This is a genomic window from Streptomyces sp. SKN60 (assembly GCF_026236535.1).
Taxonomy (GTDB): Bacteria; Actinomycetota; Actinomycetes; order Streptomycetales; family Streptomycetaceae; genus Streptomyces.
The window spans coordinates 242,849-258,975 of sequence record NZ_JAHTMW010000010.1 but is presented as its reverse complement, the minus strand read 5'-3'; the positions used below and the strand labels follow the sequence as shown (position 1 = coordinate 258,975).

Here is a 16,127-nt window from a genome sequence, read left to right as displayed (position 1 = left end):
GGGTGCGGACGCTCAGGGACCGTCTGTCCCGGGCCCTGGACCGGCCGGCCCCCGACCGGCCGGCCCCCGCCCCGCCGGCGACCGGCCCGTGAGCCGCATCCGCTCGTGGGCCGCGAACTCGGGGTGGTGCAGGTCGAACGCGGGCGACTCGGAACGGATCCGCGGCACCGAGTCGAAGTTGTGCCGCGGCGGCGGGCAGGAGGTCGCCCACTCCAGGGAGCGGCCGTAGCCCCACGGGTCGTCCGTCTCGACCTTCTCGCCGTACCGCCAGGTGTGCCACACGTTGTACAGGAAGGGCAGCGTGGAGATGCCGAGCAGGAAGGCGCCGATCGTCGACACCGTGTTGAGCGCGGTGAAGCCGTCGGCGTACAGATAGTCGGCGTACCGCCGCGGCATGCCCTCCGCGCCCAGCCAGTGCTGGACGAGGAAGGTGGTGTGGAAGCCGACGAACAGCGTCCAGAAGTGGATCTTGCCGAGCCGTTCGTCCAGCATCCGCCCGGTGAACTTGGGCCACCAGAAGTAGAAGCCGGCGAAGGTCGCGAAGGCGACCGTGCCGAAGACCGTGTAGTGGAAGTGGGCCACCACGAAGTACGAGTCGGTGACCTGGAAGTCCATCGGCGGCGAGGCCAGGATCACCCCGGTCAGCCCGCCGAACAGGAAGGACACCAGGAAGCCGACCGACCACAGCATCGGCGTCTCGAAGGACAGCGAGCCGTTCAGCATCGTGCCCGTCCAGTTGAAGAACTTCACCCCGGTCGGCACGGCGATGAGGAAGGACAGCATCGAGAAGAAGGGCAGCAGCACCGCCCCGGTCACGAACATGTGGTGCGCCCACACCACCACCGACAGGCCGGTGATCGCCATGGTGGCGGCGACCAGGGTCACGTAGCCGAAGATCGGCTTGCGGGCGAAGACCGGGATGATCTCGCTGACGATGCCGAAGAACGGCAGCGCGATGATGTAGACCTCGGGGTGCCCGAAGAACCAGAACAGGTGCTGCCACAGCAGCGCCCCGCCGTTCTGCGGCTGGAAGACCACCGAGCCCAGCCGCCGGTCGGACTCCAGGACGAGCAGGGCCGCCGCGAGCACCGGGAAGGCCATCAGGACCAGGATCGTGGTGAAGAGCACGTTCCAGGTGAAGATCGGCATCCGGAACATCGTCATGCCCGGGGCCCGCATCCCGATGATCGTCGCCAGGAAGTTCACCGAGGTGAGGATGGTGCCGAAGCCGGAGAAGGCGAGTCCGACGATCCACAGGTCGACGCCGACGCCGGGGGCCCGCAGCAGGCTGTTCAGCGGGGCGTACGCGGTCCAGCCGAAGGCGGGGGGCCCGTCCGGGGTGAGGAAGGAGCCGGCCACCATCAGGCCGCCGAAGAGGAACAGCCAGTACGAGAACATGTTGAGCCGCGGGAAGGCCACGTCGGGGGAGCCGATCTGCAGCGGCACCAGCTCGTTCGCGAACCCGGCGAAGGTGGGCGTCGCGAAGAGCAGCAGCATGATCGTGCCGTGCAGGGTGAAGGCCTGGTTGTACTCCAGATTGCTCACCAGCTGGAGCCCCGGCCGGGCCAGCTCGGCCCGCATCAGCATCGCCAGGACCCCGGCGAACAGGAAGAAGAGGAACGAGGTCACCAGATAGAGGTGGCCGATCTTCTTGTGGTCGGTCGTGGTGACCCAGTCGATCAGCACCCGGCCGTGCCGGTGCCGCGGTGGTTCCTCGACGGCCGCGGTCTCGATCTCGGTACCCATCCCCGGATGATGGCCCCGGCCGGGCGGGCAGCGGGGGAGGCGGACCGGCGGGTCGTCCGGTCGGCGGACGGTGTGGACGGCATGTAGGGAAAACGTGAATGCCGCACGGGCGGCCCGGTCCGGCCGGGGCGCGGTCCGGACCTCGGCCGAATTACCGGACGGGGGACAGGTGTACGGAATTCGGGAAGCGCTTTCCGGACGCGTGCGCGGCGCTCGGGGGAGAGCTCCGGATCCGGTCGGGAATTACCCGGGAAACGGCTGGAAACCGCCGTCGCGGATCAGCGCGGTCTCGCCAAACTTATGTCGAGAAGCTGTGACACAAGCGTGACCGGCGGGGTACTAACGTGAGCTGTATGACACCCGAACACACACCCGACCACGCCGACGAAACGTATCTGGGGCTCACCGAGGAGGAGGCCGAACGGCTGGCCAGGATCCGCGGTCACCGCGTCGTCCGCGCGCTTCCGCCGGGCTCGATCATCACCATGGAGTACCTGGAGGGGCGCATCAACTTCGAGGTCGAGGGCGGGGTCGTCACCCGCGTCTGGCACGGCTGAGGACGCGGGGCCACCAGGCGGGTGAGGGGGGTACGACGAAGGGCCCCGGCCGAGGAGATCGGCCGGGACCCTTCGTCGTAGCCGTGTACCCGTACGCGCGTCGCTGCGGCTCAGCCGCCGGTCGCAGGCCGCGAGTGCGGCGGGCGGCGGCTGCCGGCCGGACCGACCGGGCCCCGCTCCGCGCGCACCGCGTGATGGGCCGGGAGGTGCGTCTGGTGGGCCCGCGGCGCCGCGAGCGGCTGGCCCGCCCGGGGCGCGCCGCCCAGGGTGGCCGCGGCGCGGCCCGAGCCGGCCCCGACGGTCTCGCGGACCGGCTCCTCCGCCCCGGCCGGGCGCTGCGGGAACAGGCCCGGCAGCGGACCTCCGCTCGCCACCGGCAGCGAGGGCACCAGGCGCCGGCGGGACCGCAGCTGCTCGCGCAGCCGGTCGCGCAGGGCCAGGATCCAGGCCTCCGCCACCGCCAGGACCGGCTCGCACCAGGGCAGCGCGAGCAGGATGAGCAGGCCGGCGGCCCAGCCGAGCAGCACATCGCTCAGCCAGTGCGTCCCCAGGTACACGGTGGTGAGGCCGACGCCGAGCGCGACCACCGCCGAAAGGGCGGAGAGATAGCGGCGGGCCCTCGGCGTGGTCGCCAGATAGGCCAGGATGCCCCAGGTCACGACCGCGTTGGCGGTGTGCCCGGACGGGAATATGTCGCCGCCCGCGAAGAGCTCGGCGGAGCCGACCTGCGTCGCGTAGTGGGGGCCGAGCCGGCCGAGTCCGAGTTTGACCGCGCCGACGGTCGCGTTCAGCAACAGCAGCGCGGCGCCGAGGCAGAGCAGCGGTCGCAGCGTGTGCTGGCGCCAGGAGCGCCAGCCCAGCCACGCCGCCACCATGACGGCCGTGGGGCCGCGCTGGCCGAGGACGACGTAGTAGTCGAGGAAGGCGTGCAGCCCCTGCCACTGCTGGTAGGGGCGGAAGAGCATGATCTTCCAGTCGAGGGTGACCAGCCAGGTCGACAGCAGTACGGCGACGACGATGGCCAGATAGAACGCCAGCGTCCCGCCGAAGAGGGCGAGACGCGTGCGGGTCATCCGCGGGACCTCTATCTTCGGCGGTTCCGGCTCCCGGTCCAGCCGGGCAAAGATGTCGGTACGCACCCAATCGACGTTACAGGGAGTGAGTAGCGACCTTGGTCGTTCCGGTGCCTTCGTGATGACGATGTGATGTGGAGTTGCTCTCAGCCGGGCGTTTGTTCCCGTCACCCGTCGGAAAATCCGATGACCTCCGGCCCTATTGCCGGACCGTTTTTCCGGTAACCCTGTTCGAGGCCCCGGAAGAATTCCCCGAAGGGCCCGCCGGACGGAATTCGGCCCGGTCGAGGACGGGCCGGCGGGCCGGCCGGAGTGGCGTACGCCACACCGCGCGGCCCGCCGGGGTGAGAGCTGCACCACGCGCTCGGGCCTTGAACTCGCGTACGCTGACGGCTCACTCGCCCGTCGATGCCGGGCCGTCCCGGGGCCGCTCCCCGGCCGGTGCCCGCCGAGCGCGAGGGCTTCACTGGGAGGTACGTACATGGCGCGGACGAACACGGCCGGAGCACGTCTCCGCACCGCCGGCGGTGGTGCCAACCGCTGGGTCGTCCTCGTCGTCCTCTGCGTCAGTCTGCTGCTGGTCGCGCTCGACTCGACCGTGCTGCACGTCGCCGTCCCCTCCCTCACCGAGGACCTGCACCCCAGCTCCACCGCGCTGCTGTGGATCGTCGACGCCTATCCGCTGATCTGCGCCTCGCTCCTGATCCTCTTCGGCACCCTGGGTGACCGGGTCGGCCGGAGACGGGTGCTGCTGCTCGGTTACGGGCTGTTCGGCCTCGCCTCCGCGATCGCCGCGCTCGCCACCGCGCCCGAGGTGCTGATCGGCGCCCGCGCCCTGCTCGGCGTCGGCGGCGCGATGATCATGCCCGCCACGCTCTCGATCCTCCGCGCCGTCTTCCCCGACCGGCGCGAGCGGGCCACCGCCATCGGCATCTGGACGGCCACCGCCGCCATCGGCGCCGCCACCGGGCCGGTGCTCGGCGGCTTCCTCGTCGAGCACTTCTGGTGGGGCTCGGTCTTCCTCGTGAACATCCCGCTGATGGCGCTGATGCTGCCGCTCGGCCGGCTGCTGCTGCCCGAGTCCCGCGGCGAGACCGACGGGCCCTGGGACGTGCTCGGCGCGCTGATGGCCGCCGCCGGTGTGCTCGGCGTGGTCCTCGGCGTGAAGCGGCTCGGCGCCGGCGACCCGCCGCTCGCCCTCGGCACCCTCGGCCCGCTGCTGCTCGGCGCCGCGCTGCTCGTCCTCTTCGTACGGCGCCAGCGGCGGCGCCCGTACCCGCTGATCGACATGAAGCTGTTCGCCCGGCCGGCCTTCACCACCTCGGTGGGCTGTGTGGTGCTCGCCATGCTGGCCCTGGTCGGCCTCCAGCTGATCGCCGTCCAGTACCTCCAGCTGATCCTCGGCCTCAGCCCCGTCGAGACCGGCCTCCGGCTGCTCCCGCTGACCTTCGCCGCGATGGCGGCCGGCGCCACCGGCTCGTACACCCTGCGCCGGCTCGGCCCGCGCCGGATGGTCTGCTGGGGCTTCCTGCTCACCGCCGGCGCGGTGCTGCTGCTGGTCCTCATGGGCCAGCACGACCGGCCGCTGCTGCTCACCGTGGGCTTCATACTGCTCGGCTTCGGCCTGCAGACCACGCTCTTCTCGGCGTACGAGTCGATGCTCAGCGAGGCCCCGCCCGAGAGCGCGGGCGGGGCGGCGGCGATCGGCGAGACCTCGTACCAGCTCGGCGCCGGCATGGGCACCGCACTCCTCGGCAGCGTGATGAACGCGGCGTACGCGCCCGGTCTGAGCGGGGTGCCGGGCGTGCCGGACGGCGCGGGGAAGGCCGCCACCAATTCGCTCGGCGAGGCCTATCAGGTCGCCGCCCGGCTCGGCGGCGCGGCCGGTGACGCGCTGCACCACGCGGCCCGGCACGCCTTCGTGAACGGACTGCACGTGACGCTGTTCGTGAGCGCCGGGCTGCTCCTGACCGGCGCGCTGATGGCGGTGCGCCTGCCGCGGGTGATGGAGTGCCCGGCGGTCGACCCGCGCCTCGCGGACGCGGTGGACGCCGTGGACGTCAGGGCCGGCGTGGACGCCGGGGTGGTGCCGGCCCGGACGCTGCCGGGACCGGACGGTGAGCCGCGGACGGGGGGCGGGGCCGCGGATGCCGTACGGGTCCCCGCCACGCGGGGCCGGACCGAACCGGCCGGCTCGGCGACGCCGAGCCACTGACCGACCGGAGAGTCGTGCGGCCGGTCAGGACTGGTTGAAGAAGCCGCCCTGCGAACGGCCGCCGGACTCGCCGCTGACGATCTCCGTGTCGGCCGGGGTCAGCAGGAAGACCCGGGTCGCCACGCGCTCGATCGAGCCGCGCAGACCGAAGGCGAGACCGGCGGCGAAGTCGACCACGCGCTTGGCGTCGTTCGGCTCCATCGCGGTCAGGTTCACGATCACCGGGACGCCGTCCCGGAACAGCTCGCCGATGCCCCGGGCGTCCCGGAACCCGTCCGGGGAGACGGTCGCGATCCGACGGCCGTGGTCCTGCGCCGTGTCGCTCGCCACCCGCACCCGCGGGTCCGTCACCCAGGCGTCGTTGCTCTCGGCACCGTCGGCGTACTCGTCGTCGTAGTAACGCTCGTCGTTGTCCTCGACGAGTCCCAGCCAGGCACTGGCCTTGCGCACCGATCCCATGGACGCCTCCTTTCGCGCGGTCACTCGTGGTTCCGCAATCCCTATCGTCGTCCATGATGCGGATCGCGCGCCAAGTGGATAGTCGGCGCGCAGGGGATTCGTGACGGTACTGGTGCAGAACGTGAGGGTCGAAATCTGGCGATTCGTCAGGGATCTTGCGGTTTGCGGGGGCTGACGGAGGGTCGGATCGAGCCGGGCAACTAAAAATATGAACGTCGGGCCGGAAGGGTGACGACCGGGGCGTACGGGTGAACGGAACCGCTGGGTACGATGCCCGACGCAGTCGCGCGGAGCTCCGCGCCGGTCCACGGGGGAGTGTCTTGTTCGGAATCGTCAGGCCCTGCGCGCACCGTCTCACCGAGCATCTGAAGACCGAGTGGATGGCCCATCTCTGCGGCCTCTGCCTGGCACTCCGGGCCGACCACGGTCAGTTCGCCCGGGTGGTCACCAACTACGACGGCCTGATCGTCTCGGTGCTGACGGAGGCTCAGGCCGGGCGCACCGAGGCCGGCCGGCGCACCGCGGGCCCCTGCCCGCTGCGCGCCATGCGGACCGCGCCCGTCGCCCGCGGCGAGGGCGCCCGGCTCGCCGCCGCCGTCTCCCTGGTGCTCGCCTCCGCGAAGATCCGCGACCATGTCGCCGACCGGGACGGGCTGCTGGCCCGCCGCCCGGTCGCCGCCGCGGCCCGCCGGGTCGCCCGCTCCTGGGACCGGGCCGGCGCCCGCACCGGCCGCGAGCTCGGCTTCGACACCGCCGTCCTGGTCGACGCGGTCGACCGGCAGACCGGACTCGAGGCCCTCGCCGGGCCCGGCACCCCGCTGCTCACGGTCACCGAACCGACCGAGACCGCGACCGCGGCCGCCTTCGCGCACACCGCGGTGCTCGCCGGGCGCCCCGGCAACGCCGAACCGCTCGCCGAGGCCGGCCGGCTCTTCGGGCGGCTCGCCCACCTCCTGGACGCCGTCGAGGACCAGACCGCCGACGACGCCGCCGGCGCCTGGAACCCGCTCACCGCGACCGGCACCTCCCGAGAGGAGGCCCGCCGGCTCGCCGACGACGCCCTGCACGGCATCCGGCTCGCCCTGAAGGACGCCGAGTTCGCCGACGGGCACCTCGCCCATGTGCTCCTCGCCCATGAGCTGCGGGTCTCCGTCGACCGGGCCTTCGCCACGACGGGCGCCGGCTGTGCGACGCACGGCGCGCAGGGCGCGCACGGCACCCCCGGACCGGGGCAGCCGCACGTGCCGGTGCCCGGCAATCCGTACGCCGACCCCGGCGCCGGACCCTGGCACCCCGGCCCGGGCGGGCCCGGCGCCCCGCTGCCGCCGGAGCCGCCGAACCGCCGCGGCACGCTCGCCGGCTGCGCCGTCTGGCTCGGCCTGGCCTGCACCTGCCAGATGTGCTGCGGCAGCTACGAGGACCCGTGGAGCCGGCAGCGCCGCGAGGGCCTGTGCAACGACCCCTGTGACTGCTGCGACTGCTGCAGCAACTGCTCGGACTGCGGCGACTGCTGCGGTGACGGCTGTTGCTGTGACGGGTGCGACTGCGGCTGCGACTGCTGACGCGTCGCCGGAACCCTTCGGTCCCGGCGGCCCTCGGCCCCGGCTACTTCTTCGGGGCCGGGATCTCCGGCGGCGAGATCCGCGACTCCGGGATGCCGGAGGCCGTCACGCCCCACTTCCGCAGGATCCGGTCGTACGTCCCGTCCGCCTTCAGGCCGTTCACCGCGGCCCGGAAGGCGGGCGCCAGCGGGGTGCCCTTGGCGAAGGCGAAGCCGACGTCGAGCCGCCGGTACTCGTTGAGGAACTTCGTGCCCGGCTGCTGCGTCACCGCGTAGCGGATGCCGTTGATGGTGCTCATCACCACATCGCTGCGGCCCTGCTGGAGCGACATCCACACCGCGCCCGGCTCGCTGTACACGTTCACCTCGTACGCCGGTTTCCCGGCCGCCGCGCAGCGCCCCTTGTTCTGCTCCAGGGTGCGTTCGAAGGTGGTGCCGGCGCCGGTGGCGACCTTCAGGCCGCACAGCTGGACGAGGTCGGTCACCGCCGCGAGGCCGCTGTCGGCGCGGGCCGCGAAGCCCTGGCCGTCGTTGACGTACGTCACGAAGTCGAGGGTCTTGCGGCGCTCCTCGGTGACGCCGAAGTTGCCCGTGCCCACGTCGTACTTGCCGCTGCCGAGCGCCGGCAGGATCGCCTCGAAGCCGGCCACCTCACGCTTCACCGCCAGGCCGAGCGCCTTGGCGACGGCGTCGGCGAAGTCGGTGTCCAGGCCGACGACCGTGCGTCCGTCGGGCAGATAGGCCGAGCTGGGCGGGCTGCCGACGGAGACGGCGAGCGTGAAGCCGCCCCGCTGCCGCACGTCGGCGGGCAGCAGCCGCGCGGCTGCCTCGTTCTTCCGTACCCCCGCCACCACGTCCTCGGTCGGCAGCGCCGATGCGTGGGCCGCGCCGGCCGGTGCGGTGGTGGCCGGGGTTCCGGAGCCGCAGGCGGTGAGCGCGAGCGCGGCGGCGGTGATCAGTGCGAAGGCGACGGCATGGCGTCGGGTGTGCGAGGTGCTCATGGTCTCGGGGTCTCCAGGTCCAGAGGCTGGGCAGCGCGAGGGAAGGCGAGGGAAGGCGGGGGAAGGCGAGGGGAGGGGAGAATCCGGGCACGCACGACGGCGTGACCGCGGGTGAAGGCGCCACGGGAAACAGCACGCGGGCAGAGCTCAGCAGGGGGGTCGGCTCAACAGGAGGAGGACCACACTCGACCGAAGTCGATGTGGGAGCGCGTGACCAGCGACTGCTGCGGATGCATGGCCCAAGTGGAACAGGCATCCGTTTTCCCGTCAACCACGATGAGACGTACGGCTCACACTCCGGACAGCCTTGACAGCAGGGCGTGTTGAGCGCATAGCCTCGAAGAGCACGGACCGGGCTGAGGGGCCCGATCCGGGCGTTCCCGCGCGTGAAGGCGCACCCCGTGTTCGATCCGTCTCCGGCCCATCGGGCCGTCCTGGCATCCACGGAGCCTTCGCATGTCCGCGACCCTCGCCAAAACCCCGACCGAATCCGAAACCCCGGCCCCGCCCGAACCGGTGCTCCGCATCGTCCCCGCCCGCCGCGCCGGCCAGTGGACCGCCGCCGGCGCCGTCCTCGTCCTCGGCGCGCTCGGGCTGTACTCCGTCGTCACCAACCGCGCCTTCCAGTGGGACGTCGTCGGCGCCTACTTCACCTCCACCGCCGTGCTGCGCGGCCTCGGCCTCACCCTCTGGCTCACCGCCGCCGTGATGGCCGCCGGCTTCGCCCTGGGCACCCTGCTCGCCGTCCTGCGGCTCTCCGCCAACCCCGTGCTGCGCGCGGTGAGCTGGGCCTATGTGTGGTTCTTCCGGTCCACACCGATCCTGGTCCAGCTGCTGTTCTGGTTCAACATCGGCGCCCTCTACCCGACCGTCCTGGGCGTCCACACGGTCAACCTGCTCGGCCCGGTGTCCGTCGCCGTCCTCGGCCTCACCCTGCATGAGGCCGCCTACGCCGCCGAAGTGGTCCGCGGCGGCATCCTCTCCGTCGACCGCGGCCAGATCGAGGCCGCCCAGTCCCTCGGCCTCGGCCGCCGCCGCAGGTTCACCCGGATCGTGCTGCCGCAGGCCATGCGCTCCATCGTGCCGCCCGCCGGCAACATGCTGATCGGCACCCTCAAGGGCACCTCGATCGTCTCCGTCATCGCCGTGCAGGACCTGCTCTACTCGGTGCAGCTCGTCTATCACCGCACCTACCAGGTCATCCCGCTGCTTCTGGTCGCCACCGTCTGGTACGTCCTGGTCACCTCCGTGCTCAGCGTCGGCCAGCACTACGTCGAGCGGCACTACGCCCGCGGGACGGCGGGTGCCCGGTGACCGCCGTCCACCGTCCCTCCCTGGTGATCGTCGGCGCCGGACCGCGCGGCCTCGGCATCCTGGAGCGGCTCGCCGCCAACCTCCCCGAGCTGTACGGGGACCGGCCCCTGGACCTGCACCTCGTCGACCCGCACCCGCCCGGCCCCGGCCGGATCTGGCGCACCGCCCAGTCCCCGCTGCTCTGGATGAACTCCCGGGCCGAGGACGTCACCGTCTTCACCGACGAGACCGTCGCCCTCGACGGGCCGGTGCGCCCCGGCCCCACCCACGCCGACTGGGCCGGCACGGAAGGGGACGCCTTCCCCAGCCGCCGCCGGCAGGGCGCCTATCTGCGCTGGGCCTACCGACAGGCCCGTGCCGCCCTCCCGCCGACCGTCACCGTCCACGAACACCCCACCACCGCGCTGCGGGTCGCCGGGCCGCGCGACGGGCGGCAGCGGATCTGGCTCGACGGGTACGCGGCCCCGCTCGTCGCCGACCTCGTCGTCCTCACCCTCGGCCACCTCGACGCCCGGCCCGACGCCCGGCAGCGCGAACTCACCGCCTTCGCCGCCCGCCACGGACTCGTCCACCTGCCGCCCGGCTTCACCGCCGACACCGACCTCTCCGCGCTGCCCGCCGGAGCACCGGTCCTGGTCCGCGGCCTCGGACTCGCCTTCGTCGACCTCATGGTGCTGCTCACCGAGGGCCGCGGCGGCCGGTACGAGGAGGGGCCCGGCGGACGCCTCGTGTACGTGCCGTCCGGCCGCGAACCGGTGCTCCACGTCGGCTCGCGCCGGGGCGTCCCGTACCACTCCAAGATCGGTTACGAGCTCGCCGGCGAACGCCCGCCGCTGCCGCGCTTCTTCGGGCCCGCCGAGGTCGCCGCCCTGCGCGAGCGGCCGGGGCCGCCCGACTTCCGGCGCGACATCTGGCCGCACGTGGCCAAGGAACTCGGCTGGGCCCACTACCACCGTCTGTTCACCGCGCATCCCGGGCGGACCGCGCTGCCCTGGGCCGAGTTCGCCGAGGCGTACACGGTCGCCGAGCCGCTCGGCGCGGACCTCGACGCGCTGGTCGCCGCGGCCGTGCCCGACCCGGGCGACCGCTTCGACCCGGAGGCGATCGACCACCCGCTGGACGGGGTGCGGTTCGCCTCGGCCGAGGCCCTGCAGCACGGGCTCCGCCAGTACGTCACCGAGGACCTCCAGCGCCGGCACGACCCCGCGCACAGCCCCGACCTGGCCGTCTTCGGCGCGCTGGTCTCCGTCTACGGACAGCTCGCCCGGCTCCCCGACCCGGGCGACTCCGGCCACTGGTGGCACGGCTTCTTCAGCTTCCTCGCCTCCGGCCCGCCCGGGCCGCGCCTGGAGCAGCTGCTCGCGCTGTCCGAGGCCGGGATCGTGCGCTTCCTCGGCGCCGGACTCACCGTCGAGGCCGACGAGGAGCGCGGCGTGTTCCGGGCCTCCTCCGCCAGCCTGCCGGGGCAGTGGACCGAGGCCCGCGCCCTGGTCGAGGCCCGGCTGCCCGACCCGACCGTGCGGGACACCGCGAGCCCGCTGCTGCGCGCCCTGTACGAGGACGGGGCCCGGGCCACCGACGCCGGACTGCTCGCCGTCGACCCCGGCGACGGACGGCTCCTCGGGCGGGACGGCCGACCGCACCCGCGCCGCTTCGCGCTGGGCCCGCACACCACCACCCGGGCCGGCGGGGCCTTCACCCGGCCCCGTACCGGCGGTGTGGCCTTCGCGCAGAACGACCGCACCGCGCGCACCGCGCTCGCGCTGCTGCGGGAGGCCGCGCCCGCGCACTCCGCCGGACGCCACTACGCGAAGGGGAGCACCCGATGAGCTCCATGGTCGAATTCCGGTCCGTCCGCGAGAGCTTCGGCCCGCCGGAGGCGCTGCGACCGCCCGTCGTTCCCCCCGCCCCCCGACCGACCTGTGGAAGGCTGAACCACCATGAGCACGGATGACACCGCCAGGGGCGCGCTGGACGCCGACCCCCGGCAGGAGTGGCAGCACTGGCACGAGCAGCGGACGGCGGCGGTCGCCTCCTCGTACGGACCGCTCTCGCTGACCGGCACCTACTGGCTCTCGGACTTCCCGGAGGGGCGAATTCCGGCCGTTCCGGGGCTGTGGCGGGCGGACGGCGACGAGGTCGTCCTCACCGCGGGCGCCGAGGACGCGATCACGGTCGACGGGGCGCCGCTCATCGGCACGGTGCGGCTGGCCGCCGACCACGCCCCGATCCACGAGTCGCGGGCCGAGTCCGCCGGGCGGCGCCTGGTGGTGCTGCGCCGCGAGGGCGAGTGGGCGGTACGGGACTTCGACCCCGAGTCGGCGGCGCGGCGCGCCTTCCGGGGCATCGAGGCCACGCCGTACGACGAGAAGTGGGTGCGGCCGGGCGTGTTCCGTCCGTACGCCGAGTCGCGCAGCGTCCGGGTGGAGAACGCGGACGGCAAGGAGCGCGGCCTGGGGCTCGCCGGTGAGGTGGTCTTCGACCTGGACGGCACCGACCACAGCCTGCAGGTCGCGATCGAGGACGACGGCTCCCTGTGGGCGGTGTTCGCGGACACCAGCAGCGGCAAGGACAGCTACCGCTTCCGCTTCCTGCGGCCGGCCGCCCCGGCCGCGGACGGCTCGGTGACGGTGGACTTCAACCGGGCGCTGCTGCCGCCGTGCGCGTTCGCGGCGCATTTCATCTGCCCCTTCCCGCCGCCGGGGAACACCCTCGACACGGAGATCGCGGCGGGGGAGCGGCGGGTCGCCGAGGGCTGACCGAGCCTGATCGGGGCCTGATCGAGGCCTGATCGAGGCCTGAAAGGGACGGTCGCGGACGGCGCGGACCCACGGGGGTCCGCGCCGTCCGCACGCGTCCGCATCACCGGTCCCCGCGCGTAGACCGGATGCGCGGGCGGTCTTGTGCGTTCCTGTGCGACAGGCCAGTATCGCTCGCGGTGCATGTCAGGAACACGTCATCTGACAGTGCCTCATGGGCCCGCCACCCACGGGCCCCTCTCCGCCGTACCCCGAAGGAGAACAGTGAGGACCACGCGCATCCGCCTGCTCGCCGTCGCCGCCGCCGTCGCGGCCGCCACCGCCCTCGGACTCCCCGGAGCCCAGGCCGCACCCACCCCCGGACCCGCGAGCGCCCAGGCGCTCGCCCGTGCCGACGCCGCCGTCCTCGGAGCGGACGTCGGCGGCACCGCCTGGTACGTCGACAGAGCCGCCGGCCGGGTCGTCGTCACCGCCGACTCGACGGTCTCCGACGCCGGGATCGCCAAGATCCGCCGGGCCGCCGGGGCCGACGCCGCCGCGCTGCGCGTCGAGCGCGCCCCCGGCGTCTTCAAGCCGCTGCTCGCCGCCGGTGACGCCATCTACGGCAACGGCTACCGCTGTTCGCTCGGCTTCAACGTGCGCAGCGGCAGCACGTACTACTTCCTCACGGCCGGCCACTGCGGCAACGTCGTGAACACCTGGTACGCCAACTCGGCCCAGTCCACGCTGATCGGACCCACGGTCGGCTCCAGCTTCCCGGGCAACGACTACGCCCTGGTCCGCTACGACAACGCCTCGCTCAGCCACACCGGCGGCTTCACCGCGGCCGACGCCTACGTGGGCGAGTCCGTCAAGCGCTCCGGCTCCACCACCGGCACCCGCAGCGGCACCGTCACGGGCCTCGACGCGACCGTGCACTACTCCGGCGGCGGCACCGTGCGCGGCATGATCCAGACCAACGTCTGCGCCGAGCCCGGCGACTCGGGCGGTGCCCTCTACGACGGCACCAAGGCGCTCGGCATCACCTCCGGCGGCAGCGGCAACTGCTCGACCGGCGGCACCACGTTCTACCAGCCGGTGCCCGAGGCGCTCGCCAAGTACAAGGTCAGCCTGTACTGAGCAACTCCCTTTCCCGGATGGTTGGTTGAAGGCTGCACGGCCGAAAGCCGCCCTTGCGGCCCGAAGTCGCGCAGCCCGAGACTCCCCCACAGCGCAGGCCCCCCAAGGCCGCGCCTCACGGGCCCGTCACCCCACGGCGGACCCCCGATTCCCCTCTGGAGGAACGAGAAGTGAGGACCACGCGCACCACCCCCACGAGAACGATCCGGCTGCTCGCCGTCGCGACCGGTCTGGTCGCCGCGGCGGCGATCGCCGTTCCCGCCGCCAGCGCCGACTCCGCCGCGTCGGCCGGCACCTTCAGCGCCTCCCAGCTCTCGGCCGCGGGCGACGCCGTGCTCGCCGCCGACGTGCCGGGCACCGCCTGGAACCTCGACCCGGCGACCAACAAGATGGTCGTCACCGTCGACTCCACCGTCTCCCAGGCGGAGATCGCCAAGATCAAGCGCCAGGCCGGCGCCAACGCCGGAGCCCTGCGCATCGAGCGCACCAACGGCACCTTCAGGAAGCTGATCTCCGGCGGCGACGCCATCTACGCGAGCAGCTGGCGCTGCTCGCTCGGCTTCAACGTCAAGGACAGCGCCGGCAACTACTACTTCCTCACCGCCGGTCACTGCACCGACGGCGCGGGCACCTGGTGGTCCAACTCCTCCCACAGCACCGTGCTCGGCAGCACGGCCGGGTCGAGCTTCCCGACCAACGACTACGGCATCGTGCGCTACACCAACAGCACGGTGACCAAGTCCGGCACGGTCGGCAGCGTCGACATCACCAGCGCGGCCAACGCCACCGTCGGCATGTCCGTCACCCGCCGCGGCTCCACCACCGGCATCCACAGCGGCTCGGTCACCGGCCTCAACGCCACGGTGAACTACGGCGGCGGCGACATCGTCTACGGCATGATCCGCACCAACGTGTGCGCCGAGCCGGGCGACTCCGGCGGCCCGCTCTACTCCGGCAGCCGCGCCATCGGCCTCACCTCGGGCGGCAGCGGCAACTGCTCCTCGGGCGGCACCACCTTCTTCCAGCCCGTGACGGAGGCGCTGAGCGCGTACGGCGTGAACGTCTTCTGATCCCACGCACATGGGTGAGTGCCCCCGGCGGACGCGCCGGGGGCACTCATGTGCCCGGGGGCGCCTACGCGCCCGAGGGTGCTCCGGCGGTCTGCTCCGCCGCCGGCTGCCGCTTCAGTGCGGACATCGCCAGGGTGACGGCCGAGCCGACCACCGCCCAGGCGGAGAGCACCAGCATCGACGCGGTCATGTCGTTGCCCTTGAAGTACGCGATCGAGCGCGCCGCCCAGGTGCCCGCGCCCGGGGGCAGGGCCGGGCCGATCGCCTTCCAGAACGGCGGCAGCATCGGCAGCGGGAAGGCGCCGCCCGCGCTGGGGTTGCCCGCGACGACGATCAGCAGGATCGCCAGGCCGATGCCGACGATCCCGAAGACGGACTGCAGGGCGAGGGTCGCGGCGCCGACCGCGAAGACCACCAGGGCGCCCAGGCCCCACAGCGCGGCCACGCTGCCGGGCAGTGCGCCCAGGATCGGGCCGACGATGATCGCGCCGCCCAGGCCGCCGAGAATCGCGTAGAGCGCGAGCGCCCCGAGCCGGATGATCGCCCGGTGCGGGTTCGCGGGGCGGGAGCCGGCGCTGATCGCCAGGATCGCGGCGCAGATGTAGCCGCCGACGCACCAGCCGACCACCAGATAGAAGGCGGAGAGCCCGTCGAAGTCCTGCGGGGAGGCCGGGGCCACGTCGACGGTGCGGATCGTGCGCCGGTTGGCCGCCTCCACCTGGGTGAACGTCTTCTCCAGGGCGGAGGAGAGCACCGTGCCGCCGCCGGAGGCGACGAGCAGGGTGTCGGTGCGGCCCCGCGGGTCGACGATCAGGGCCCCGTCGATGTCCCGGTTCATGATCTGGTCCCGGGCCTCGGCCGCGTCGGTGACCGTCCGCGGGTCGAGCGGGTCGCCGGGCAGCTTCTCCAGCCGTTCCATGAGGACGGTGGAGACCTGCTGGGGGGCGACCACGCCGAAGGGCACGTCCGTCGGCTTCGGGTGGTGCAGGGCCCCCACGTACGAGGCGATGAACAGCAGCTGGAGGGCGAAGACGCCGACGACCAGCAGGGCTGCTCGGGGGGTGACGGCGCTCTTCAGTTCGTCGACGAGACTCATGCCCCCACGCTCGGGCGGTGCCGGTGTCTCCGCAGGTGGGAGGCGTCCGAACGGATGACGGACGGAGGGGGAGGAGAGACCCGTCCCGGTTATCGTACGCGCGTTCGAAAATGAGCTAGGGTGGGGATGAGGGGGTGGGAACGTACGTACGATTTTG

At 72.8% G+C, this 16,127-nt stretch carries 13 protein-coding genes; 8 read left to right on the top strand and 5 right to left on the bottom strand.

Annotated features, from left to right (window positions below; genetic code table 11):
- Nucleotides 1–12: 12 nt before the first annotated feature.
- Nucleotides 13–1,746, bottom strand: coding sequence for a cytochrome c oxidase subunit I (gene ctaD, locus KV205_RS19140; protein WP_265865632.1), 1,734 nt, complete (start codon nucleotides 1,744–1,746; stop codon nucleotides 13–15).
- A 353-nt stretch (nucleotides 1,747–2,099) separates the two neighbouring features.
- On the opposite strand from ctaD, the gene KV205_RS19135 reads away from it, so the two are divergent.
- Nucleotides 2,100–2,303 carry an I78 family peptidase inhibitor gene (locus KV205_RS19135; RefSeq protein ID WP_265865631.1) on the top strand — a complete coding sequence of 68 codons (204 nt, stop codon included), beginning with the start codon at nucleotides 2,100–2,102 and terminating at the stop codon, nucleotides 2,301–2,303.
- A 110-nt stretch (nucleotides 2,304–2,413) separates the two neighbouring features.
- Here the strand turns inward: KV205_RS19135 and KV205_RS19130 are convergent, their stop codons facing one another.
- Entirely contained in the window at nucleotides 2,414–3,442 is a 1,029-nt protein-coding gene (locus KV205_RS19130) for a phosphatase PAP2 family protein (RefSeq protein WP_265865630.1), read from the bottom strand.
- A gap of 415 nt (nucleotides 3,443–3,857) precedes the next feature.
- Here KV205_RS19130 and KV205_RS19125 point away from each other — a divergent pair, with 415 nt between their 5' ends.
- Nucleotides 3,858–5,591, top strand: a complete 1,734-nt coding sequence (locus tag KV205_RS19125) for an MFS transporter (RefSeq protein ID WP_265865629.1) — start codon at nucleotides 3,858–3,860, stop codon at nucleotides 5,589–5,591.
- A gap of 24 nt (nucleotides 5,592–5,615) precedes the next feature.
- On the opposite strand, the gene KV205_RS19120 is transcribed toward KV205_RS19125, so the two are convergent.
- On the bottom strand, nucleotides 5,616–6,050 hold the full coding sequence (locus tag KV205_RS19120) for a cell division protein SepF (RefSeq protein WP_265865628.1): 435 nt from the start codon (nucleotides 6,048–6,050) through the stop codon (nucleotides 5,616–5,618).
- A gap of 320 nt (nucleotides 6,051–6,370) precedes the next feature.
- Between KV205_RS19120 and KV205_RS19115 the strand changes: the two genes are divergently transcribed.
- Entirely contained in the window at nucleotides 6,371–7,612 is a 1,242-nt protein-coding gene (locus KV205_RS19115) for a DUF5685 family protein (RefSeq protein ID WP_265865627.1), read from the top strand.
- Between the two features lie 43 nt (nucleotides 7,613–7,655).
- Here KV205_RS19115 and KV205_RS19110 read toward each other — a convergent pair whose 3' ends face one another.
- A complete protein-coding gene (locus tag KV205_RS19110) occupies nucleotides 7,656–8,612 on the bottom strand; it encodes an ABC transporter substrate-binding protein (protein WP_265865626.1) in 957 nt (318 codons plus the stop codon).
- A 456-nt stretch (nucleotides 8,613–9,068) separates the two neighbouring features.
- Here KV205_RS19110 and KV205_RS19105 point away from each other — a divergent pair, with 456 nt between their 5' ends.
- From KV205_RS19105 to KV205_RS19085, 5 genes are all read left to right on the top strand, one after another.
- Nucleotides 9,069–9,926, top strand: a complete 858-nt coding sequence (locus tag KV205_RS19105) for an amino acid ABC transporter permease (RefSeq protein WP_265865625.1) — start codon at nucleotides 9,069–9,071, stop codon at nucleotides 9,924–9,926.
- Nucleotides 9,923–11,755 (top strand): FAD/NAD(P)-binding domain-containing protein, encoded by a 1,833-nt coding sequence (locus KV205_RS19100; protein WP_265865624.1) that lies wholly within the window; start codon nucleotides 9,923–9,925, stop codon nucleotides 11,753–11,755. Before KV205_RS19105 ends, KV205_RS19100 begins: the two co-directional genes overlap by 4 nt.
- Nucleotides 11,756–11,866: 111 nt before the next feature.
- A complete protein-coding gene (locus KV205_RS19095; protein ID WP_265865623.1) occupies nucleotides 11,867–12,685 on the top strand; it encodes a DUF1684 domain-containing protein in 819 nt (272 codons plus the stop codon).
- Between the two features lie 264 nt (nucleotides 12,686–12,949).
- Entirely contained in the window at nucleotides 12,950–13,804 is an 855-nt protein-coding gene (locus tag KV205_RS19090; RefSeq protein WP_265865622.1) for a S1 family peptidase, read from the top strand.
- A gap of 170 nt (nucleotides 13,805–13,974) precedes the next feature.
- Nucleotides 13,975–14,874: a S1 family peptidase gene (locus KV205_RS19085; RefSeq protein ID WP_265865621.1), complete on the top strand. Its 900-nt coding sequence runs from the start codon at nucleotides 13,975–13,977 to the stop codon at nucleotides 14,872–14,874.
- Between the two features lie 64 nt (nucleotides 14,875–14,938).
- Here KV205_RS19085 and KV205_RS19080 read toward each other — a convergent pair whose 3' ends face one another.
- Nucleotides 14,939–15,970, bottom strand: a complete 1,032-nt coding sequence (locus KV205_RS19080) for a DUF3533 domain-containing protein (protein WP_265865620.1) — start codon at nucleotides 15,968–15,970, stop codon at nucleotides 14,939–14,941.
- Nucleotides 15,971–16,127: the final 157 nt, after the last annotated feature.